Origin of the sequence: Tolypothrix tenuis PCC 7101, assembly GCF_963874875.1 — a bacterium.
Taxonomy (GTDB): domain Bacteria; phylum Cyanobacteriota; class Cyanobacteriia; order Cyanobacteriales; family Nostocaceae; genus Aulosira; species Aulosira tenue.
Genome location: NZ_CAWNJS010000001.1, coordinates 658303 through 676005, shown reverse-complemented (window position 1 = coordinate 676005; position 17703 = coordinate 658303). Strand labels below are relative to the sequence as shown.

At 42.5% G+C, this 17703-nt stretch carries 13 protein-coding genes; 7 read left to right on the top strand and 6 right to left on the bottom strand.

All coding sequences use genetic code 11. From position 1 onward, the window contains the following. The first annotated feature begins 16 nt into the window (after positions 1–16). Both psb27 and AACU25_RS02740 read left to right on the top strand, forming a co-directional pair. Entirely contained in the window at positions 17–412 is a 396-nt protein-coding gene (psb27, locus tag AACU25_RS02745) for a photosystem II protein Psb27 (protein WP_045869064.1), read from the top strand. 430 nt (positions 413–842) lie between these two features. Beyond that, complete coding sequence (locus AACU25_RS02740; RefSeq protein WP_096573806.1) at positions 843–2342, top strand: family 10 glycosylhydrolase; 1500 nt, start codon at positions 843–845, stop codon at positions 2340–2342. Between the two features lie 127 nt (positions 2343–2469). Here AACU25_RS02740 and AACU25_RS02735 read toward each other — a convergent pair whose 3' ends face one another. After that, complete coding sequence (locus tag AACU25_RS02735; RefSeq protein ID WP_096573805.1) at positions 2470–3441, bottom strand: alpha/beta fold hydrolase; 972 nt, start codon at positions 3439–3441, stop codon at positions 2470–2472. Between the two features lie 153 nt (positions 3442–3594). Between AACU25_RS02735 and AACU25_RS02730 the strand changes: the two genes are divergently transcribed. Both AACU25_RS02730 and AACU25_RS02725 read left to right on the top strand, forming a co-directional pair. Further along, positions 3595–4140 carry a DciA family protein gene (locus AACU25_RS02730; protein ID WP_096573804.1) on the top strand — a complete coding sequence of 182 codons (546 nt, stop codon included), beginning with the start codon at positions 3595–3597 and terminating at the stop codon, positions 4138–4140. Between the two features lie 148 nt (positions 4141–4288). Further along, the gene (locus AACU25_RS02725; RefSeq protein ID WP_096573803.1) at positions 4289–4642 is read left to right on the top strand and encodes a Rieske (2Fe-2S) protein; all 354 of its coding nucleotides are present in this window, start codon (positions 4289–4291) and stop codon (positions 4640–4642) included. Between the two features lie 887 nt (positions 4643–5529). Here the strand turns inward: AACU25_RS02725 and AACU25_RS02720 are convergent. Both AACU25_RS02720 and AACU25_RS02715 read right to left on the bottom strand, forming a co-directional pair. Then, a complete protein-coding gene (locus tag AACU25_RS02720; protein ID WP_096573802.1) occupies positions 5530–7413 on the bottom strand; it encodes an ABC transporter ATP-binding protein in 1884 nt (627 codons plus the stop codon). Positions 7414–7833: 420 nt separating this feature from the next. After that, positions 7834–8385: a single-stranded DNA-binding protein gene (locus AACU25_RS02715; RefSeq protein ID WP_096573801.1), complete on the bottom strand. Its 552-nt coding sequence runs from the start codon at positions 8383–8385 to the stop codon at positions 7834–7836. A 324-nt stretch (positions 8386–8709) separates the two neighbouring features. On the opposite strand from AACU25_RS02715, the gene AACU25_RS02710 reads away from it, so the two are divergent. Beyond that, on the top strand, positions 8710–9294 hold the full coding sequence (locus AACU25_RS02710) for a hypothetical protein (RefSeq protein ID WP_190445561.1): 585 nt from the start codon (positions 8710–8712) through the stop codon (positions 9292–9294). On the opposite strand, the gene AACU25_RS02705 is transcribed toward AACU25_RS02710, so the two are convergent. Then, positions 9254–10510: an FAD-dependent oxidoreductase gene (locus tag AACU25_RS02705; RefSeq protein WP_096583443.1), complete on the bottom strand. Its 1257-nt coding sequence runs from the start codon at positions 10508–10510 to the stop codon at positions 9254–9256. The two genes, AACU25_RS02710 and AACU25_RS02705, sit on opposite strands and share 41 nt — an antisense overlap. Positions 10511–10696: 186 nt before the next feature. On the opposite strand from AACU25_RS02705, the gene AACU25_RS02700 reads away from it, so the two are divergent. Continuing rightward, positions 10697–12055, top strand: a complete 1359-nt coding sequence (locus tag AACU25_RS02700) for an ABC transporter ATP-binding protein (protein WP_096573800.1) — start codon at positions 10697–10699, stop codon at positions 12053–12055. A gap of 726 nt (positions 12056–12781) precedes the next feature. Next, the gene (locus AACU25_RS02695; protein WP_096573799.1) at positions 12782–13462 is read left to right on the top strand and encodes a Crp/Fnr family transcriptional regulator; all 681 of its coding nucleotides are present in this window, start codon (positions 12782–12784) and stop codon (positions 13460–13462) included. 127 nt (positions 13463–13589) lie between these two features. On the opposite strand, the gene AACU25_RS02690 is transcribed toward AACU25_RS02695, so the two are convergent. Both AACU25_RS02690 and AACU25_RS02685 read right to left on the bottom strand, forming a co-directional pair. Continuing rightward, positions 13590–15209, bottom strand: coding sequence for a serine/threonine protein kinase (locus AACU25_RS02690; RefSeq protein WP_096573798.1), 1620 nt, complete (start codon positions 15207–15209; stop codon positions 13590–13592). 279 nt (positions 15210–15488) lie between these two features. Next, on the bottom strand, positions 15489–17660 hold the full coding sequence (locus AACU25_RS02685) for a BamA/OMP85 family outer membrane protein (RefSeq protein ID WP_096573797.1): 2172 nt from the start codon (positions 17658–17660) through the stop codon (positions 15489–15491). Between the last annotated feature and the right edge of the window lie 43 nt (positions 17661–17703).

The window sequence follows — 17703 nt, the reverse complement described above, 5'->3', positions numbered from 1 at the left end:
GTTTTACTTAATGCTTATGAAGCGCTATTGGTCGCGTCTGCTTGCTCTGCTTTTGGTTGTAAGCATCAGCTTAATGGGCTGTTCTAGTCCTGATAGTTTAACAGGAGATTATCGTCAAGACACCTTAGCGGTAGTCGGGATTTTGAGAAATGTCCTAGAGTTATCAGAAGACTCACCAAATAAAGCAGCAGTTCAAACAGAAGCGCGTCAAAAAATAAACGATTTTTCAGCTCGTTACCAACGGTCTAACTCTGTCTCTACTTTGAGTTCTTTTACCACGATGCGAACAGCTTTAAACTCCTTAGCTGGACATTATAGCTCTTACCCAAATCGCCCCGTGCCACAAAAGCTCAAAGACCGTCTAGAACAAGAGTTTAATCAGGTAGAAGCAGCGCTAAAACGTGGTGCTTAACATCCTGACAAGCAGAGTCAAGAGTTCTCTATCAATTGAGACTCTTGGCGGCTTTGTTAAGTTTAGTTGAATCAGGTAAATCGCTTTTGCATTTTGCAAAAATTTGCTAACACAAAATTATTCTTAGCAGAGTTTTTCAAACAAATTTGATTTACTCGCATAACAAAATTCGGCAACTGAAATAGGGGTTTGGGAGTCTTTCACAATTAGGCTTCAAAACCCCTATTTTTTTCCATAGATTTTTATCTATGTAAGCCAGAGATTACCCCTTGGGGTTAATGATTATTCCGCTTATACGAGTTGCTTTACCAAGAGTTAGAGAAACAATTATTGGAGAATGAATAATTTCATTTCTTTGATCAGTGACTTTACCTTTATCTTTGTCCAACTTATATAAGAAGTCTACCGTTTTGCTTTGCTACCTTGAAGTATGTCCAACCTTCCCGTGAAAGTCACCCAGTCAACCTTGTTTTTTCGCCGCCTGTTAGCTGCAGTTTTTAGTAGTAGTTTGTTAATTCCTAACTTTGGTATTCAGCCAGCGCAGGCGCAACTGGGAGAATATTGCCATCTATCACCTACAGCAGCACAATCAAAAGAAAATTTACGTATTTTAGCACTTAGAGGAAATCTAGATGCCCAAAAGCGCTACCAGCAGCTGTTAAAACAACAGGCGAAGGAATTACAGGATTGCCGTAATCGTACTTGGCCGCAAATTCAAGCAGTTTGGTTGCGTTTGTATCCCTGTGATATGCAGCCGGGAATACTTGACAAAACTATGGATAGAATTGTCAACCTTGGCTATAACCAAGTGAATTTAGAAGTTTTTTATGATGGCCGGGTACTGTTACCAGCAGCTTCTAATCCGACAATTTGGCCTTCTGTGATCAGCACTCCAGGTTCACAAAAAGTAGATCTACTAACAACTGCTATTAACAAAGCACGACAGCGAGGTTTAAAGGTTTACGCCTGGATGTATACTGTCAACTTTGGCTATAGCTACGCCCGTCGTCCAGACAGAGAAGGGGCGATCGCGCGTAATGGCAAAGGTCAAACTAGCTTATATGTTGTTGATAACGGCACTCAAGTATTTATTGACCCCTATAACCTACAGGCAAAACGCGACTATTACCAAATGGTGCAAGAAATAGTGCGCCGTCGTCCAGATGGATTGCTATTTGATTATGTACGCTATCCACGACAAGCTGGCAGTGATTCTATCGCCACTAAAGTGACAGATTTATGGTTATTTACTACTGCTACCCAAGAAGCTTTATTTCGTCGTGCCCAGAATAATAAAGGTTTAGACTTAATTCGCCGTTTTTTGAGTAAAGGATATATTACGGCAGCAGATATTGCAGAGGTCGATCAGCTTTATCCGCAAGAACAAGAACCTTTATGGCAAGGTCGAACTTTATCCGCAGCGCAAAAATCAATTATCAATCCCATCGACAAACAACCGCTGTTGCAATGGGATTTGTGGCAGCTAGCTGTTGCCCACGCCATGCAAGGTATTCTAGATTTTGTCGCCTTAGCCAGTCATCCAGCACAGGAACAAGGTATTCCCTCTGGAGTGGTGTTTTTCCCTGAAGGTAACCAAACTTTAGGCCAAGGCTATGATTCGCGTTTACAGCCTTGGGATCGTTTCCCTAGTACTATGCAATGGCATCCTATGGCTTATGCCAACTGTGGTGATGTCAGTTGTATTGTCTCCCAAGTACAACGGGTTGTGAGTATGGCAAAACCGGGTACACAAATCATTCCCGCCTTAGCAGGTAAATGGGGAGAGTCAATTAGTAATCGTCCATCGTTGGAAGTACAGATGCAAGCACTCCGACAATTTGCCCCCCAAATCAAGGGAGTGAGCCATTTTGCTTATTCTTGGCAGTATCCTGAACATGATGGCGATCGCAAATTCTGCCGCAATAATTAATGGCTGTTGGGATTTTTCTGTCATACCAAACTATGTCAAATTTTTTAGGGAAAAGGGGAAAGGTGAAAGGGTAAAGGTTGTGCTTTTTCTCGTTACTTTTTCCCTTTCTCAGCTAATTCTGATATTTTTAACTTTGCCAGTCACCTAGTTGAGTAGTTAAAAAATAACGGACATGGTCAACAAATGCTGAACCCCATTGTCTAGTACCATGCCCCATTCCTGGGACAACATAACAAGCACCATCGGGGAATTTCTCAGCACAAGCACGAGTATCTCGAATCCGAACAATGGGATCGTTAGCACCAACTAAAAAGCGAACCCGACGCGGTAGCTTGACTTGCTCAACATAATTCATGGGGTTGCATTCCCAAGCATATTCATCATGATATTTAAGATTTTTGGCTAATTGTAAAAGCTTAACTACAGGTGTTAACTCAGGCTGTACTCTGGTTAACAGCCTTTCGGCGAATCCACCCAAAGGGGAGGCGGCTAAATCAGGCAATAACCAATAGCCCCAACTGTTAGCAAAAGATTGCAGATCGGCATGACCAATAGCCCCCAACAATCTGTCCCCCAAACCTTTCGCTGTAAAAGCGTAGGCTGAAAGTAAAACTCCCATACTTACCCCAAACAAAGCCAGCCTGCGATCGCTGAGATGATAGCGATCGCCGCAAAAGTTATGAATACTGGCAATGTTACTGGCAGTAGTGCGAAATATACTTAAAAGCAGCGCCGTATCAAAGGAAATATTTTGAGCAATTAATGGCTGAATCTCATTTTGGATCGCAGCACTGAAGGTGCGTACTAAGCTGCGTTCACCAGCCAATGGGGTATCAAATAAAGCTACAGCAATACCCATTTGCGTTAGTGTAGGCACAATAAAAGCATTCCAACCATAAGGGGCACTCATACCCTGCAAACCAATCACCAGAGGTGTTTGCTGTAGCGGGCGATGTGGTGGTAAAAACACAGCTACGGGAAAGCCGCTTAAACGTTCATCGATATGAGCTATCCCAGTATAAGGATGTGGCTCATAAAACCAATAGCGATCGCCATTCACACCTGCAAAATTAATTTGATCTGGCCCATAAATCGGCATACTAGAGGATGGGAATTTAATAGTAGAAAAAAATATTTTTATGCTCTTGTTATAGGCGATCGCTATTGTCACAAGTTCCGGCTGCAACCAGTTTATACTTAATACTTCAGCCTTCTCCTATCAAAGACGCTACGCCAAAAACCTTTAGTTAAGATGTCGTTTAACTCCGTTAATGATATTTTAAGTGGTCTTGAACAACAAACTCAGTGGCAGGAACAACCTTTTCAACGCTTGCTGCAATGTTGGGCTGAGGTGGTTGGTACAGTAGTTGCTGCACATACTCGACCATTATCGATTCAACGTGATGTGTTACGGGTGGCAACTTCTAGCGCTGCTTGGGCGCAAAACCTGACTTTTTCACGTCAGAAACTAATTTTGAAGTTGAATGAAAAGTTACCAACACCTTTGGTAGATATCCGCTTTTCTACAGCTGGTTGGCAATCATCTCCAGAACCAGAGAAGTCGCAACCAACAGTTTTACCAAGCGAACATCCCAGTTATTTAGGTGATGAAATTACTTCTGTGAAAGATACCCAGCCTCATACTACTAATCCAAATGCGGCTTTTGGGCATTGGGCAAAAGTTATGCAAATGCGATCGCATGGTTTACCGCTTTGTCCTCAATGTCAATGTCCTACCCCACCTGGAGAACTTCAGCGTTGGCAGGTTTGTTCTCTGTGTGCGGCTAAACAGTTATAAACATTGTCTGAGTTGAGAACTAGAGCTACACACTTGTGAAATGATTGTAGTTAATCAGCTTGTTGATGGCTAAAAGAGCAGAATATTTCAAAGTCTTCCATCAAGCAGCGCCCCTGTAGATGATGTTCAGCGAGGTATCGAGGTATTTATGAACTGGATTAAGGTTCTTCCCGAAAATGAACTGCCACTTAACGATCGCAAAGTGGTAAAAGTAGAACAACGCAATATCTTATTAGTTCACCACAATAACCAAATCTACGCCCTAGAAAATTCCTGCCCCCACATGAAGCTACCTTTGAAGAAGGGTAAAATCACAGATGATGGAGCGATCGTCTGTCCATTTCACCGTAGTGCTTTTGACCTTGCCACTGGCAATCCTACTGAATGGATTACCTTTCCCCCCGGTATTAACAAGTTGATGGGTATGGTTTCTAAAGAAAAATCAGTACCTGTATTTCCTACTCGTGTAGAAGAAGGGAATATTTGGGTGGGATTGCAATAAGGAAAGATTAATTGGTAATTGGTAATTGGTAATTGGTAATTGTCGCTGTTGATTGCGCCTTTTCTACACGTAACTGCAAAAAATCACTCTTTTTTCAGACAGAAAATTTTGACCACATCTATAACTGTGTTTAATTACGTAGACGCGTAGCAGCTACTCTCAATGAGACAGCTTCAAGGCGAACCCACAGGATGCAATACTTGTTGGTTAAGGGCAAAAGGGGAAGGGGAAAAGAGGCAAGAAAAAACCTTTAACCCTTACCCTTTCACCTTTTCCCCAAACAAAATTAAAAGTTGAAAATCCTTAACCGAGCAATATTGCCACAGGATGTTACGAATTATTAATTACGAATTACCTTATTCAAGATTTTTAATGTAGTTAATGTGTATAAATTCGTGCTGTTTCATCGCTAATCAGCGCAAGTTCTGCTAGGGGTTAAACCCGTAAGGGGGCTTGCCATACTAGCGCATCATCAACACATGGCATAAGATTATGCTTCCACAAATACCGATAACACCAGCGCCAGCTTTTACACCGTATTCACTGGCGCTTTTATTTTAGCTATTACGAGAGATGTTTAGAACGAGATGGCACTATCCAATGGACACCAGGGAGTGATTTTGAAGCTTTTATTCAGGCTACAAAAAAAGGTCTTCTGTGTTGGCTATATGTCAATACAGTTCAGATAAGTTCATTAGTGATTGATTTGTCAGTTGTGTAAAAAGCTAGCTCAATTGGGGGATTCTCCCCCAAACCCCCGATTGGGTGACGGTTGCGTCCCCCAAACCCCCTCCAAAATTATTGTTGAGTTTTTTATTGAGTAACTAGTTTTTTGGTTTTGTTGTCAAAAACTGTTTGGACTATTGACCCTAAACTATTATTTTTGCTTAAGATGCTCGTAGGCGATTTTGTCTGCGTTCGGGGCTACCTGTGGGAATTGCAGCAATTAAGTTTTGCGTATATTCTTCTTTGGGTTCGAGGTAGATGCTTTGGGCTGTACCTTGTTCGACAATTTGACCGCGATTCATGACTAAAATGCGATCGCTCATAAATTTCACTACGCTTAAGTCGTGGGAAATGAAGATGTAAGTTAGTTGAAAATCTTCTTGCAATTCTTTCAGCAGATTCAATACTTGGGCTTGTACAGAGACATCTAGTGCAGATACTGATTCATCACAAATAATAAACTTGGGATTTAACGCCAAAGAACGGGCAATACAAATTCTCTGACGTTGACCTCCAGAAAACTGGTGAGGATAACGGTTGATTGCATCTGCACCTAATCCTACCCGTTCTAAAAGTTCAACTACACGTTCTTGGCGTTGTCGCTTTGTCTTCCCTACATAATGAATTACCAACGGTTCTGCGATCGCTTCTCCAACTTTCATTCTCGGATCAAGGGAACTAAAGGGATTTTGGAAGACTATTTGCATTTCTCGGCGGAGTTTTTGCAATGGTTCGCCTTTGAGGGTGGTAATATCTTGTCCCTCAAACATGATTTGACCACTCATCGGTTCAATTAAACGCAGTAATGTTCTGCCCAGAGTGGTTTTACCGCAACCAGATTCGCCTACTAATCCCACTGTTTCCCCTGGTTTTACTTCAAAGGAAACGTTATTTACGGCCATAGTGTAGCGTTTAATGCCGCCCAGCAAGCCTTTCACAGGAAAGCCAACCTTAAGGTTGCGAACTTCTAATAATGGTTGCTTTTTATCGAGGTCTGCCAATCTTTTAACTATTTCTTCGCTGGTAACTTCTGGTGGTGGTGAAGGTGCTTTCGCCTGAATTACTAATTGACCTGTGGGACTATCTTCCACACTCATGTAATCGGAAACAGTCAGGAGTTTTTGCGGATGGCGGGTAAGTGTGGGGCGGCAAGCAACTAAACCTTTAGTATATGGATGTTGCGGATTACTAAAAATTTCTGTGGCTGTATTATATTCAACTATTTTCCCTCTGTACATCACCGCTACTTGATCGGCAATTTCCGCAATTAATCCCAAATCATGGGTAATAAAAATCATTGCCATGTCGCGACGTTGCTGCAATTCTCGCATCAATTCCAGAATTGTTGCTTGTACCGTCACATCTAAAGCTGTAGTTGGTTCGTCAGCAATCAATAATAATGGGTTACAAGAAATTGCCATTGCAATCATCACCCGTTGTAACTGTCCCCCAGAAAGTTCGTGAGGGTAGCGTTCTAGCATCGATTCTTTATGCTGCTTCACCAAATCTGCCAGTTTTTGCCCTTCGGGTTTCGGTGATTTGGAGTTAGTTTGACTCCAAGTATCAAGATATTGCTGTGCTATTTGTTCATCGCTGGGGAGGAGTTTGACTTCTTGCAAACCTGCGATCGCAATTTGTCGGGCTTGTGATGGTGAAACCTCTTGATGTCGCATAATCGCTTCTGTTAGCTGAAACCCAATGTTATACACTGGGTTGAGCGAACTCATGGGTTCTTGGAAAATCATGGCGATGTCGCCGCCTCGGTATAGCTGCATTTGCTCGGGCGGTAACTCTGCTAAGTTTATGGGTGGGTTATTTTCTTGATGAGTAAACCAAATTTCCCCGCCAGTCACTCTACCGGGACTTTGCAACAAACCCATGACTGCGAGGGATGTGACTGATTTACCACTCCCCGATTCTCCCACTATTCCTAAAGTTTCGCCCCGATGGAGTTGAAATGAAATCCCATCAACGGCTTTGAGGGTATTGCCATCACTGGAAAATTCAACTTGGAGATTGCGAACCTCTAGAATAGTTTCTCTCATAGGAGTTTAGTTAAAAATTTTTACTAATAGTTATTTGGAGTTTAACAGCGATTTTGAGTGGTGAGTTGGAGAGACGCGATTAATCGCGTCTGTACAAGGGTTTTGAATTGGAGAGACGCGATTAATCGCGTCTGTACAAGAGTTCTAAATTCTAAGTTTTTAGTGATAGCTTATAGGTAATAACAAAAGAGAATAAATAAAATATAACGGATGTCGGGGATATTTGAGTTTTGTTTGTCACAAATCACTCATTCCTGACATCCGTTATTTATTGTGAACTTTACCGCGCTGTTGCTTAGGGACTGGCAGAAATAAATTATCCAATTTATTTTAGATGATAGTTTTCTTTATCTCCCCTGCTCCCTGCTCCCTGCCCCCCTGCCAAGAAAGCGATAGTATATTTGTTGAGTTACAAGTTCCTTAGAAGGGAATATCATCGATATTCGGTTCTTCGACTGGGGGATAAGTAGTGCGTTCAAAATTCGCAGGTTGGGGTATGGGTTCGGGGTTCTTCACTCTGGGCGCAACGTTAGCTGTAGTAGTAGCTGGGGCTGGTACTGGGCGGGGTGCATCATAAGTAGCTGCTGGTTGAGGAGTCGGGGCGACAGGTGCGGCGGCTGGTGGTGAGTAAGTTTCTGTGACTACTGGTGGTGAACTGAGATTGAAACTACCGCCAACATTTTGGATTTGCTGTACAGTCAATTCAGCCCGTTTTTCCTTAAAACCTTCTTGGCGATCAACAGTGTTCATCCCCAATCTTCCTACCAAAATGACGCGATCGCCTTGATGATAGTTTTGCTGAATTTCTGAGGCTAAATTCCCCCACCCCACAACTTTTAAAGTTGCTGGCGCATCTTCTGGACGCTGAGAATTAGGAAACTGCACCAGCATTTCTGTGACTGCTAATTTATCTGGTGTATAGCGTAGTTGCGGTTCTTGAATAATTTCCGCCATCAAAACACAGCTATTCATGAAAATCCTCCTGATAATTAAACTTGCTAGTTAGAAAGTAGGGTTTTAATTATGTAGCTCTACTGATTAAGTAGATGATGACAAATAAACAGAACTATATCTGGAGGGGAAAAGAGTAATGAGAACAGGGAAACAACCCTTACCCCTTCACCCTTACCCTTTTTCCTCAAAAAATCTTACATATTTTGTTTTCAAAACACCAACCTACTCTATATATCTTTTTAACTTTTGCATTTTTGACAGACATTCTTCATTTTCAGTCAGTTTTAGCATAAAAGCCAAGCGATGGATGCTTTCGCAACCTTCGCTTGACTTAGGCAAGCATTGATTCTACAACTGAGTAGTATAATTGTACCATCCTATCTGTGGTTTCACACAGAAATTATCACGGGACAACAGAAGCAGGACGCAATTTTTGGTGAAAAGAGAATGTACTTTGAGGCTTTAAGCCTGGAAGTTGAGGCTTTAAGCCTGGAAGTTGAGCCTTTGAGCCTGGAAGTTGAGGCTTTAAGCCTGGAAGTTGAGCCTTTGAGCCTGGAAATTGAGGCTTTAAGCCTGGAAGTTGAGCCTTTAAGCCTGGAAGTTGAGCCTTTGAGCCTGGAAGTTGAGCCTTTGAGCCTGGACGTTGAGGCTTTAAGCCTGGAAGTTGAGCTTTTGAGCCTGAAAGTTGAGCTTTTGAGCCTGGAAGTTGAGGCTTTAAGCCTGAAAGTTGCACCTTTATGCTTGAAAGTTGCGCCTTTGAACCGGAAAGTTGCACCTTTAAGCCTGAAAGTTGCACCTTTGAAACCAAAATTTCCCGCCCATCACTTAACTATTCTCTCTTCACCAATCCTCTATGCCCCATGCCCAATGCCCAATGCCCCATCCCCTATATATTTACATGAACAGGGAAAACCCCTAAGCCGATGAAACGTGCTGGGAAGTCACGCAAGATAGGTAAGCGCAGAAAAGCTGGTGGTTGGAAGGTTTGATCGGAGGTGAGAATGCGGGCAAATATCTGTTTTTGGATCAAGGTTTGAAATCCTTGAATGATTCTTGTGGGTAATTCTCTCTGACGCTGTACTTTTGCTAAGTCTTGAATGCTTAAATTCTGATTTTTTAGGGGTTTACTAATCGCATTGGCTGTAACGACAGCATCTTGAATGGCGTAGTTAATCCCAACGCCGCCTACGGGAGACATAACATGAGCCGCATCACCAATCAGTAGCAATCCTTGACGATACCAGCGCTTGACGCGGCTGGATTCTACAGAAAGAAAAGCTACTTGTGACCAATCATGTAAATTGGAAATGCGATCGCCTAACTCTGGTACAACTTCCACAACAGATTTTTTTAATTCCTCTAAGCCAGCAGCACGTAGTTTTTGATAACCGTCTTTGGGAATTACATAAGCAATCTGCCATTCTTCACCCCGATCCAGCATCACGAGAATATGTCCTTGGGAAATTCGCCCCATACCTCCTTCTGCGTCTTCTGGTTTGCGGGGTAGACGGAACCAAAGGACATCCATTGGTGGAGAAGTTTCTATTGATTCAAATTCACCCAGTTGTCTTAGTTTAGAATGGCGACCATCTGCACCAACAGTAAGTTTCGCTCGAATTTCATGCCAACCACCGCCGCCACGATAGCATACACCCTGAATTAACCCATCTTCTACAATTAATTCTTGGACATTTGCTCCCATGAATAACTGAAAATTAGGATATTTCTGCGCTTCTTGGATGATGAATTCTAAGAATTTCACTTGGGGAAGCATTGTAATGTAAGGATAATTAGTTTTCAGGTGGCTAAAATCTGCCAAAGTAACGCTATCTTGGGCAGTTTGAATCTGAAGTTGGCGAATTTTCGTATGGGGTAATTGCAGCAAGCGATCGCTTAACCCCAATTCCTCCATAATTTCCATGACTGACGGGTGAATCGTATCACCCCGAAAGTCGCGATCGAAATCTTTGTGTGCTTCTAATAGCATTACAGGAATGCCTTGCCGTGCTAACAACAGAGCCAACACAGCCCCAGCCGGGCCACCACCAACAATGCAACAATCGGTGGTTTTTACGTCTACAATGTCATGAACAGGATTAAGCGTTGGCTCTGGAGCAGGATTTTCGGATACAGAGTTAGTCATAATCTGACCTTCAGAAAGCCATAAAATCAAGGTTAGTTTCCTTTTGAGGCGGAAAGGCAGTTTTTTAACTTTTCGTATTCAGATGGAATGTGTAAAATCAGGGCTAACTGTCTTTGTCTGTTGTCATTTGTTATTTGTCTTGCTTAATAACTAATGACTCATAACCAATGAGAATCATTAATACTCGTGTCTCAAGTTATTTTAGAAAACATTTATAAAAGTTTTCCCCCTCGCAAAGGGGAAGGTCTCGCCTCGCCACCCCCATTGGCTTTAGATTCTGGCAAGAAAAGCGATGCACAGCCAGAACGTCCAGAAAATATCAGCGTTTTGCGGCGCATTAACCTGACGATCGCAGATGGGGAATTTATGGTACTTGTGGGGCCTTCTGGTTGTGGTAAAAGTACCTTACTGCGGTTAATTGCTGGCTTAGAAATGATGACTGGCGGCAATATTTGGGTAGGCGATCGCTTGGTAAACGATTTACCACCCAAAGAACGAGACATTGCAATGGTGTTTCAAAATTACGCCCTTTATCCCCATATGTCGGTGTACGATAACATCGCCTTTGGACTCCGTCGCCGAGTTGAAGCAGGGGAGCAGGGAGCAGGGAGCAGGGGGAACAAGCAGGGGAGCAGGGAGCAGGGAGCAGGGGGAGAAAATATATCCTCATCTCCTCACCTTCCCCCTTGGTTGGAACACCTGTTTGTGGGAATGACGCGCAAGTTACCGAAGGGACTGCGTTATATTTCTGAAAAAGAACGGGAAGTAGATCACAAGGTGCGGAATGTGGCTCAATTGTTGCAAATTGAAACCTTGCTGAATCGCTTACCAAAACAGCTATCTGGGGGACAAAGACAGCGAGTTGCATTAGGAAGAGCGATCGCTCGCAATCCTCAAGTATTTTTAATGGATGAGCCGCTATCTAATTTAGATGCGAAACTCCGTGCAGAAACCCGCGCGCAAATTGTTAAATTACAGCGCCAGTTAGGGACAACCACAATTTACGTTACCCACGATCAAACAGAAGCGATGACGATGGGCGATCGCATTGCGATTATGAATCAAGGACAAATTCAGCAAGTAGCTTCTCCCTTAGAACTTTATAATCGCCCAGCTAATCGCTTTGTTGCCGAATTTATTGGTTCACCACCAATGAATTTTATTCCTGTGAAATTTCAGGCTCCCTTATTAATTACCCATTCCCAATTTCGATTGACTTTACCAGAAATTTGGGGCACAGCTTTGCAAAAATATGATGGACAAACTCTAATTTTAGGTGTCCGTCCAGAACATTTTAATGTCAGCGTACCCGCCACAAAAAATCTCCCTGTGCAAGTAGATTTAGTAGAAAATCTCGGTAACGATAGTTTTCTCAGCGTCAGGCTTACTGAATCTCCCACGACTAACACAGGTGATTATTTACAAGTACGAGTACCATCCGAAAGATTAGTCAGTGTTGGCGATCAATTATGGTTATCGCTAATTCCAGATAAAATTCACTTTTTTGACCCTGAAACTGATTTAGCAGTATTTGCATCAAATTAATTACAATGCTGTTCACGCTGCTAAATACAATAACTTGATTATGGTGCGTTATGCTAAAGCCAACGCACCTCTTTAAACTAAAATTTCCCACCATATCAAAAAAAATAAAAGTTCACGTCGTAGGATGCGTTAGCGCTAGCGTAACGCATCTGATATGAGATTTTTTCAGCAATCAAATCGGATTTCTAGAGTTTCCATACAAAGAATTTATTTGTGGCAAACATTATTTGGCTTGGTATAAGATATCCACGCTTTTATTAGTCAATTGAAACTTCATTCAAGTTAAAAACTTTAGTTTTTTAAAATAAAAAACTAAAGTTTTGTAATTTTCAGTTCACGACTCAAGCCTAATATATTGTTAATTATTGCAATGCTGTAACTCTGATATTTAGTTTTAGGTTATTTTATTTTTAAAAATACAAATTTAAGCGTGTTAATTATATATAAAAAACATATTTAATACGTTTAAATTAATTTAAAAACTTTTACTTGCGTTTTCGCACGACATTAAATATCTGCGTAAAATCCAAAAATATTTATATAAATCTCTAATTTAAAATAGGGAATAGATTAACCTGGTAGCATAACAATTTATGATTTCTTAACTTTTTACATAAATTTGCATAATTAAAAGTCAGTGGGTGCTAAAAATGTCGTAAAACTGCTATAAGAAGGATGCAATATATACAAAGTTAATTAATCATCCAACCTCGAAAATTCAATAATATGAGTGTTAGTGAACGTGTCTTAGAAATTCAAGATTTTTTGCGAAAAACACAGATTTTTCAAAATGTTTTAGATGAGCAGCTGCAAGCCTTAGCGAATATTGCGATCGTACAAACTTATAAAAGAGGAAAGACTATTTTTCTAGAAGGGGATGAATGTACAGGATTCTTTATCGTTAAATCTGGCAGAATTAAAGTCTTTAAAGTAGCAAAAGATGGCAAAGAGCAAATTCTGCATATATTTACAGCCGAAGAACATTTTGCCGAAGTACCTACCTTTGATGGCGGAAATTACCCAGCCTCAGCAGCAGCAATTGAGAATTCTGAGGTGGTATTTGTGCCACGAAAAGCCTTCTTGATGGTAATCCAACAACATCCAGATTTAGCGATCGCAATTTTGGCAACCTTTGCACGCCACTTGCGAAAGCTAACATATTTGGTTGATACCTTGTCGTTTCAGGAAGTCCCCGAACGCTTGGGAAACTATTTATTAAAATTAAGCGATCGCATAGGTAACGATGTCGTTGAACTCGATTTATCCAAACGACAACTCGCCGCACTTTTAGGAACAATCCCCGAAACCCTCTCCCGCGCCTTCTATAAACTTAGTCAAGAAGGAATCATTGAGATGAACGGTTCCAGCATTCGATTGTGCGATCGCGATCGGCTGATTCAGAAATGAGGGAGATGAGGCAAGGGGGCAGGGAGCAGGGAGCAGGGGAGAATTAATTCATGGCAAACCCCAAACACCCAACACCAATTACCCATTACCAATTACCAATTACCAATTACCAAACCCCGCATAGCGCTTAATTATTCTCTTCCACTGGTTTCTCCGTTGACTTCTCCACCTTTGGCGAATTATCACTACTGGAATTTTGTTTCACTTCTTGAGTGGGAACAACTACAGCCGGAGGATCTGAACGTTTTGTGTCTGCTGCGGGAGAAGCTGGTATAACTACAGGATTTGACTGCTTCTCTGTGCGAGGTGCAGCAGAATCTTTTTTAGTAGAAGGTGAATTATTAACTGCTGGTGCGGGGGAAGCTTTACGAGATGACTGGTAAGCCCGTAATTTTTCTACTAAAGTTGATGTAGCCGCAGGGCTGGGTGTAGGTGCGGGTTGTTCAGAACTACCCCGTGATGAAGTTTCTTCTTGAGATGTTTTATTAGTATTAGTTTGGGCAGATTCTTCTTGAGAAACGCGACGATAGCGCCTGCGTCTGGAAGAAGTAGAAACTGGTCTGACCTCAGAGGATGTAGAGGTTTTAGTTTCTTCACTAGTGGGTGATGGCGTTGTATCTGCTACAGGCGTTTGCGGTGTTTGCTCTTGTGTGGGTTGCGAGAAAAGCGGCGGGGAAGATTCCTGTGGCTTGGGTTGGGATTTCGGCAACATACTAGTAATGCCAAATCCAGCAGTAGCGGCAATCACTGCTACGCTAGTGCCAAGAAATACTTTAGATTTTGCTAGTTTTTGTGCTATTTCTCGGGCATCTTTGAGGGTTGTTGGCACAGTAACTTGTTTTTTGCCAGTATTGCCAAATAAATTTTCTTGTTCTTGCAACGATAAATTAATAGTTGCCACTGTATGAGTTGGTGCGGAAGGTGTGGCTACTGTTACTCCATCACCTGGTAGCAGTTTTAGCCATTCACCAACTGTCGCTGGACGAAAACGTGATTCTACCGCCATTCCCCGCATCACCGCTTGATTCACAGCAGCGCTGAGGTGTGGTTGCAATTCCCGGGGAGATGGCATTTGTTCGCGATCGCGCAGTAATGCCGGTATGGGTACTTGCCCAGTCAACAATGCATATAATGTGGCAGCCAAGCCATAAACATCTGTGGCGGGTGTGCGTGGCGCTTGTGTGAGATACTGTTCAATGGGAGAATAGCCTTCAGAAACCATGCCAGTGTGTGTTTGTTTGACACCACCGTTAAATTCTCTCGCGATGCCAAAATCAATCAGCACGACTTCCTGAGTGCCTTGGCGGAGGATGATATTATCTGGTTTGACATCGCGGTGCAGCAAACCATTGTTATGTACTACCTGTAAAGCTGCAGCAATTTGCCGAATGTAATGAATTGCTGTGGCTTCTGGTAACGGTATTCCTGGTAAGACAAATGCATCTCCCAAGGTGTCGCCGGGAATATATTCCATTACCATGTAAGGTAAACCAGCTTCGACAAAAAAGTCGCTGACCCGCACAATATTAGGGTGGACACAAGTAGCTAATCTTCTGGCCTCATCTTGGAATTGGCGCTCGAACTTGGCAAAATCAGGATGTTGTCGCAGCCTTTCATTAATGGTTTTCATCACTACTTCCTGACCTAAGTAATGATGCGTAGCTTTAAACGTAATGCCAAAGCCACCACGTCCGATTTCTTGGTTAAGGGTATATTTTCCACCCTGTAAAGTTGTACCTGCTAACATAAAGATTTTTGATTCTGTGAGTTCTGAGTCCTAAGTCCTGAGTGAGCAGATAAGTACTGAATCCTGAGTCTTAAGGGATTTCTGGAGAAATCATCTCTCCCCTCAGTGCTAAAACCTCCCTATTATCGCAACAGTTTTGTCTTTTTCATAATACATTGCTAAATGAAAGGATGAAGTATTCTGATCTCAAAGACTTCCAGATAAAAATATTCGATTTTTATTGTTGACTGTTGACTGTTGACTGTGAACTGTCAACGGTCAACCACTGTCATCCTTTTTTTAAAAGCGTTGTCCGATACCGAAATGTACACGGCTTTCTCCTTGGTCGTTAATACCGTAGTCAGCCCGAATTAAACCCAAGGGTGAGTCGAAACGCACCCCTGCACCATAACCAAAACCAGTACCTGGCTTACCGCGTACACCGGCGGGATCTCCTATAACGCTATTACCAGAACCTAAATCGGAGGCAAAGTCAGCAAATAATACACCACCCACTGCTGAGACAAGCGGAAAGCGATATTCTGCGGAAGCTAGTACATAACTGCGACCATTTCCTACATCCCCAGTATTGTAACCGCGCACGGAATTAGAACCACCTAAGTTAAAGCTTTCATAAGGTGGTAAATTCCCTAAAACTGTCCCAGCTTGCAGATTTACGGCAAATACTTGTGGTTGTTTGCTGCTAAATATCTGTAATGGTACATACTGGCTATAATTCGCTGTGACGCGGTTCATCGATATATTGCCTTGACCGACAGGAATTGATTGTTCTGTGCTGAGTTTGAGAACAGAACCCTGGGTAGGATTGATGGGGTTATTGCGTTGGTCTTTGGTGGCGGTAAAAGATACTGTTGTTAAGTCATCAATACCTGTACCACTAGCAGTTAAAGGATTTCCTTTGGCATCAGTTGGGGTGAGATTACCTTGGCGATCGCGGATACTAATTCGGTTATAGTTAAATCCTAAAGATGTATCCCAACCATCAATGGGGCGTTGCAAGCTCACACTACCACCAATTCGCCCTTCTCTAGCCCTATCACCATTTGGTAATGGGACTTCATCATCAAATGTCGTGGAGAGTTCCCGACGGCGAAAGGCGTTAATTGTATATCCCAAGGTATCGGGGCTAGTTTCGCGATAAGGACTTGTATATTTAGTGTCAAATTGGAAGTCGCGCAACCCCACACCAACATTCAAACCTAAAGTATTATTTTTACCGCCAACATTCTGGTCTTGATAAGTTAATGTACCTAAAACTCCTTGGTCGGCGTTATAACTACCACCAACGTTAACTGCACGGGCCCCATTTTCTTTGAGTTCGTAAACTAAATCTACCTTGTTGGCATCCCCTTCTAAAGCTACATTCACAGTTTCAAATAAGCCTGTGCGATACAGTTGTTGCACATCTTGCCTAACAGTATTTTCTTGGAAGATTTGACCAGGCTTAAGTTTGAGTTGTTGGCGAATAAAATCTGGTTTAGTCCGTCCGCTAACAGGATTACCTTTGCTATCAACGCTTTGACCATCATCGTTGAGAAAGCGAAACTTGATATCCCCTACCAAACCTTCAGCAACATTAACAGTCAAAATTCCTTCGCGGTTGGGTTTAATTGACATCACCCGCGCTAAGTTATAACCGTTATCGGCATACCATTTATTAATTTGTTGTACTGCTTGCTGGAGTGCAGCCGGACTAATCACAGCACCGATTTGCGATTTGAACGGTGTTAGGGCGACTTGATAAGTTAGCGCCTTCGCTCCAGAAAGTTGCAGCGATCGCACTACTATGGGTTGTACCTGATACACTACATTCAACCCGGCTGGTGTAGTGCGGCTATTAACATTAGCGCTGGTAAATAAACCTGTATTCAAAATTGCTGCTACATCTTTTTGCAGCTGGCTTTGGCTAGTATCGCCGCCTTTTTGGGTTTTAATTACCTGGCGAACTATTTGTTGTAATTCCTGACTTGCACCCAATATCTGCACATCTGTGGCGGTGACAACTAAATTATTGTCAATTGCTGGGGGAGTCACGGCTGGAGGCGTAACAACTGGCATTACCTTTGGGGCAGGAGTGTTAGGAATTGTCGCCTGAGGATTTCCCTGTGTTCCTTGAAGAGAAACAGGTGCAGCAGGCGTGCGAACAATCACAGGTGGAGTCGGAAGTACATTCTTCTTTTCACCCTGTTCCGGAGTTAACATAACTGCGGAGTTCTTATTCACCCCTGTTTGCACAACTACAGGATTTTGGGAAAATTGTTGGGCAACTACAGTCTCCGGTGCTGAAACTGCTTCTACCCTTGCTGGCGAGTCTTCAATTACCGGAACTACTAATTTACTTGCTTTTTCAGTTTGAAGAGAATCTTGGCCAGGCGCAGCCATTGCTTGCTGAGTGGCATTACTAGCCGCCAAGGTCGCTAAAGTAAAAATTGCCGCAGAAGAAACTCGCATAATAATTAGCTTAGTGTGTGGGGATTGGGGATTAGGGATTAGG

Excerpts from the sequence above, each read along its gene's own strand:
- psb27 (WP_045869064.1), top strand. The coding sequence starts at position 17 with ATGAAGCGCTATTGGTCGCGTCTGCTTGCTCTGCTTTTGGTTGTAAGC.
- AACU25_RS02740 (WP_096573806.1), top strand. The coding sequence starts at position 843 with ATGTCCAACCTTCCCGTGAAAGTCACCCAGTCAACCTTGTTTTTTCGC.
- AACU25_RS02735 (WP_096573805.1), bottom strand. The coding sequence starts at position 3,441 with ATGCCGATTTATGGGCCAGATCAAATTAATTTTGCAGGTGTGAATGGC.
- AACU25_RS02730 (WP_096573804.1), top strand. The coding sequence starts at position 3,595 with ATGTCGTTTAACTCCGTTAATGATATTTTAAGTGGTCTTGAACAACAA.
- AACU25_RS02725 (WP_096573803.1), top strand. The coding sequence starts at position 4,289 with ATGAACTGGATTAAGGTTCTTCCCGAAAATGAACTGCCACTTAACGAT.
- AACU25_RS02720 (WP_096573802.1), bottom strand. The coding sequence starts at position 7,413 with ATGAGAGAAACTATTCTAGAGGTTCGCAATCTCCAAGTTGAATTTTCC.
- AACU25_RS02715 (WP_096573801.1), bottom strand. The coding sequence starts at position 8,385 with ATGAATAGCTGTGTTTTGATGGCGGAAATTATTCAAGAACCGCAACTA.
- AACU25_RS02705 (WP_096583443.1), bottom strand. The coding sequence starts at position 10,510 with ATGACTAACTCTGTATCCGAAAATCCTGCTCCAGAGCCAACGCTTAAT.
- AACU25_RS02695 (WP_096573799.1), top strand. The coding sequence starts at position 12,782 with ATGAGTGTTAGTGAACGTGTCTTAGAAATTCAAGATTTTTTGCGAAAA.
- AACU25_RS02690 (WP_096573798.1), bottom strand. The coding sequence starts at position 15,209 with ATGTTAGCAGGTACAACTTTACAGGGTGGAAAATATACCCTTAACCAA.
- AACU25_RS02685 (WP_096573797.1), bottom strand. The coding sequence starts at position 17,660 with ATGCGAGTTTCTTCTGCGGCAATTTTTACTTTAGCGACCTTGGCGGCT.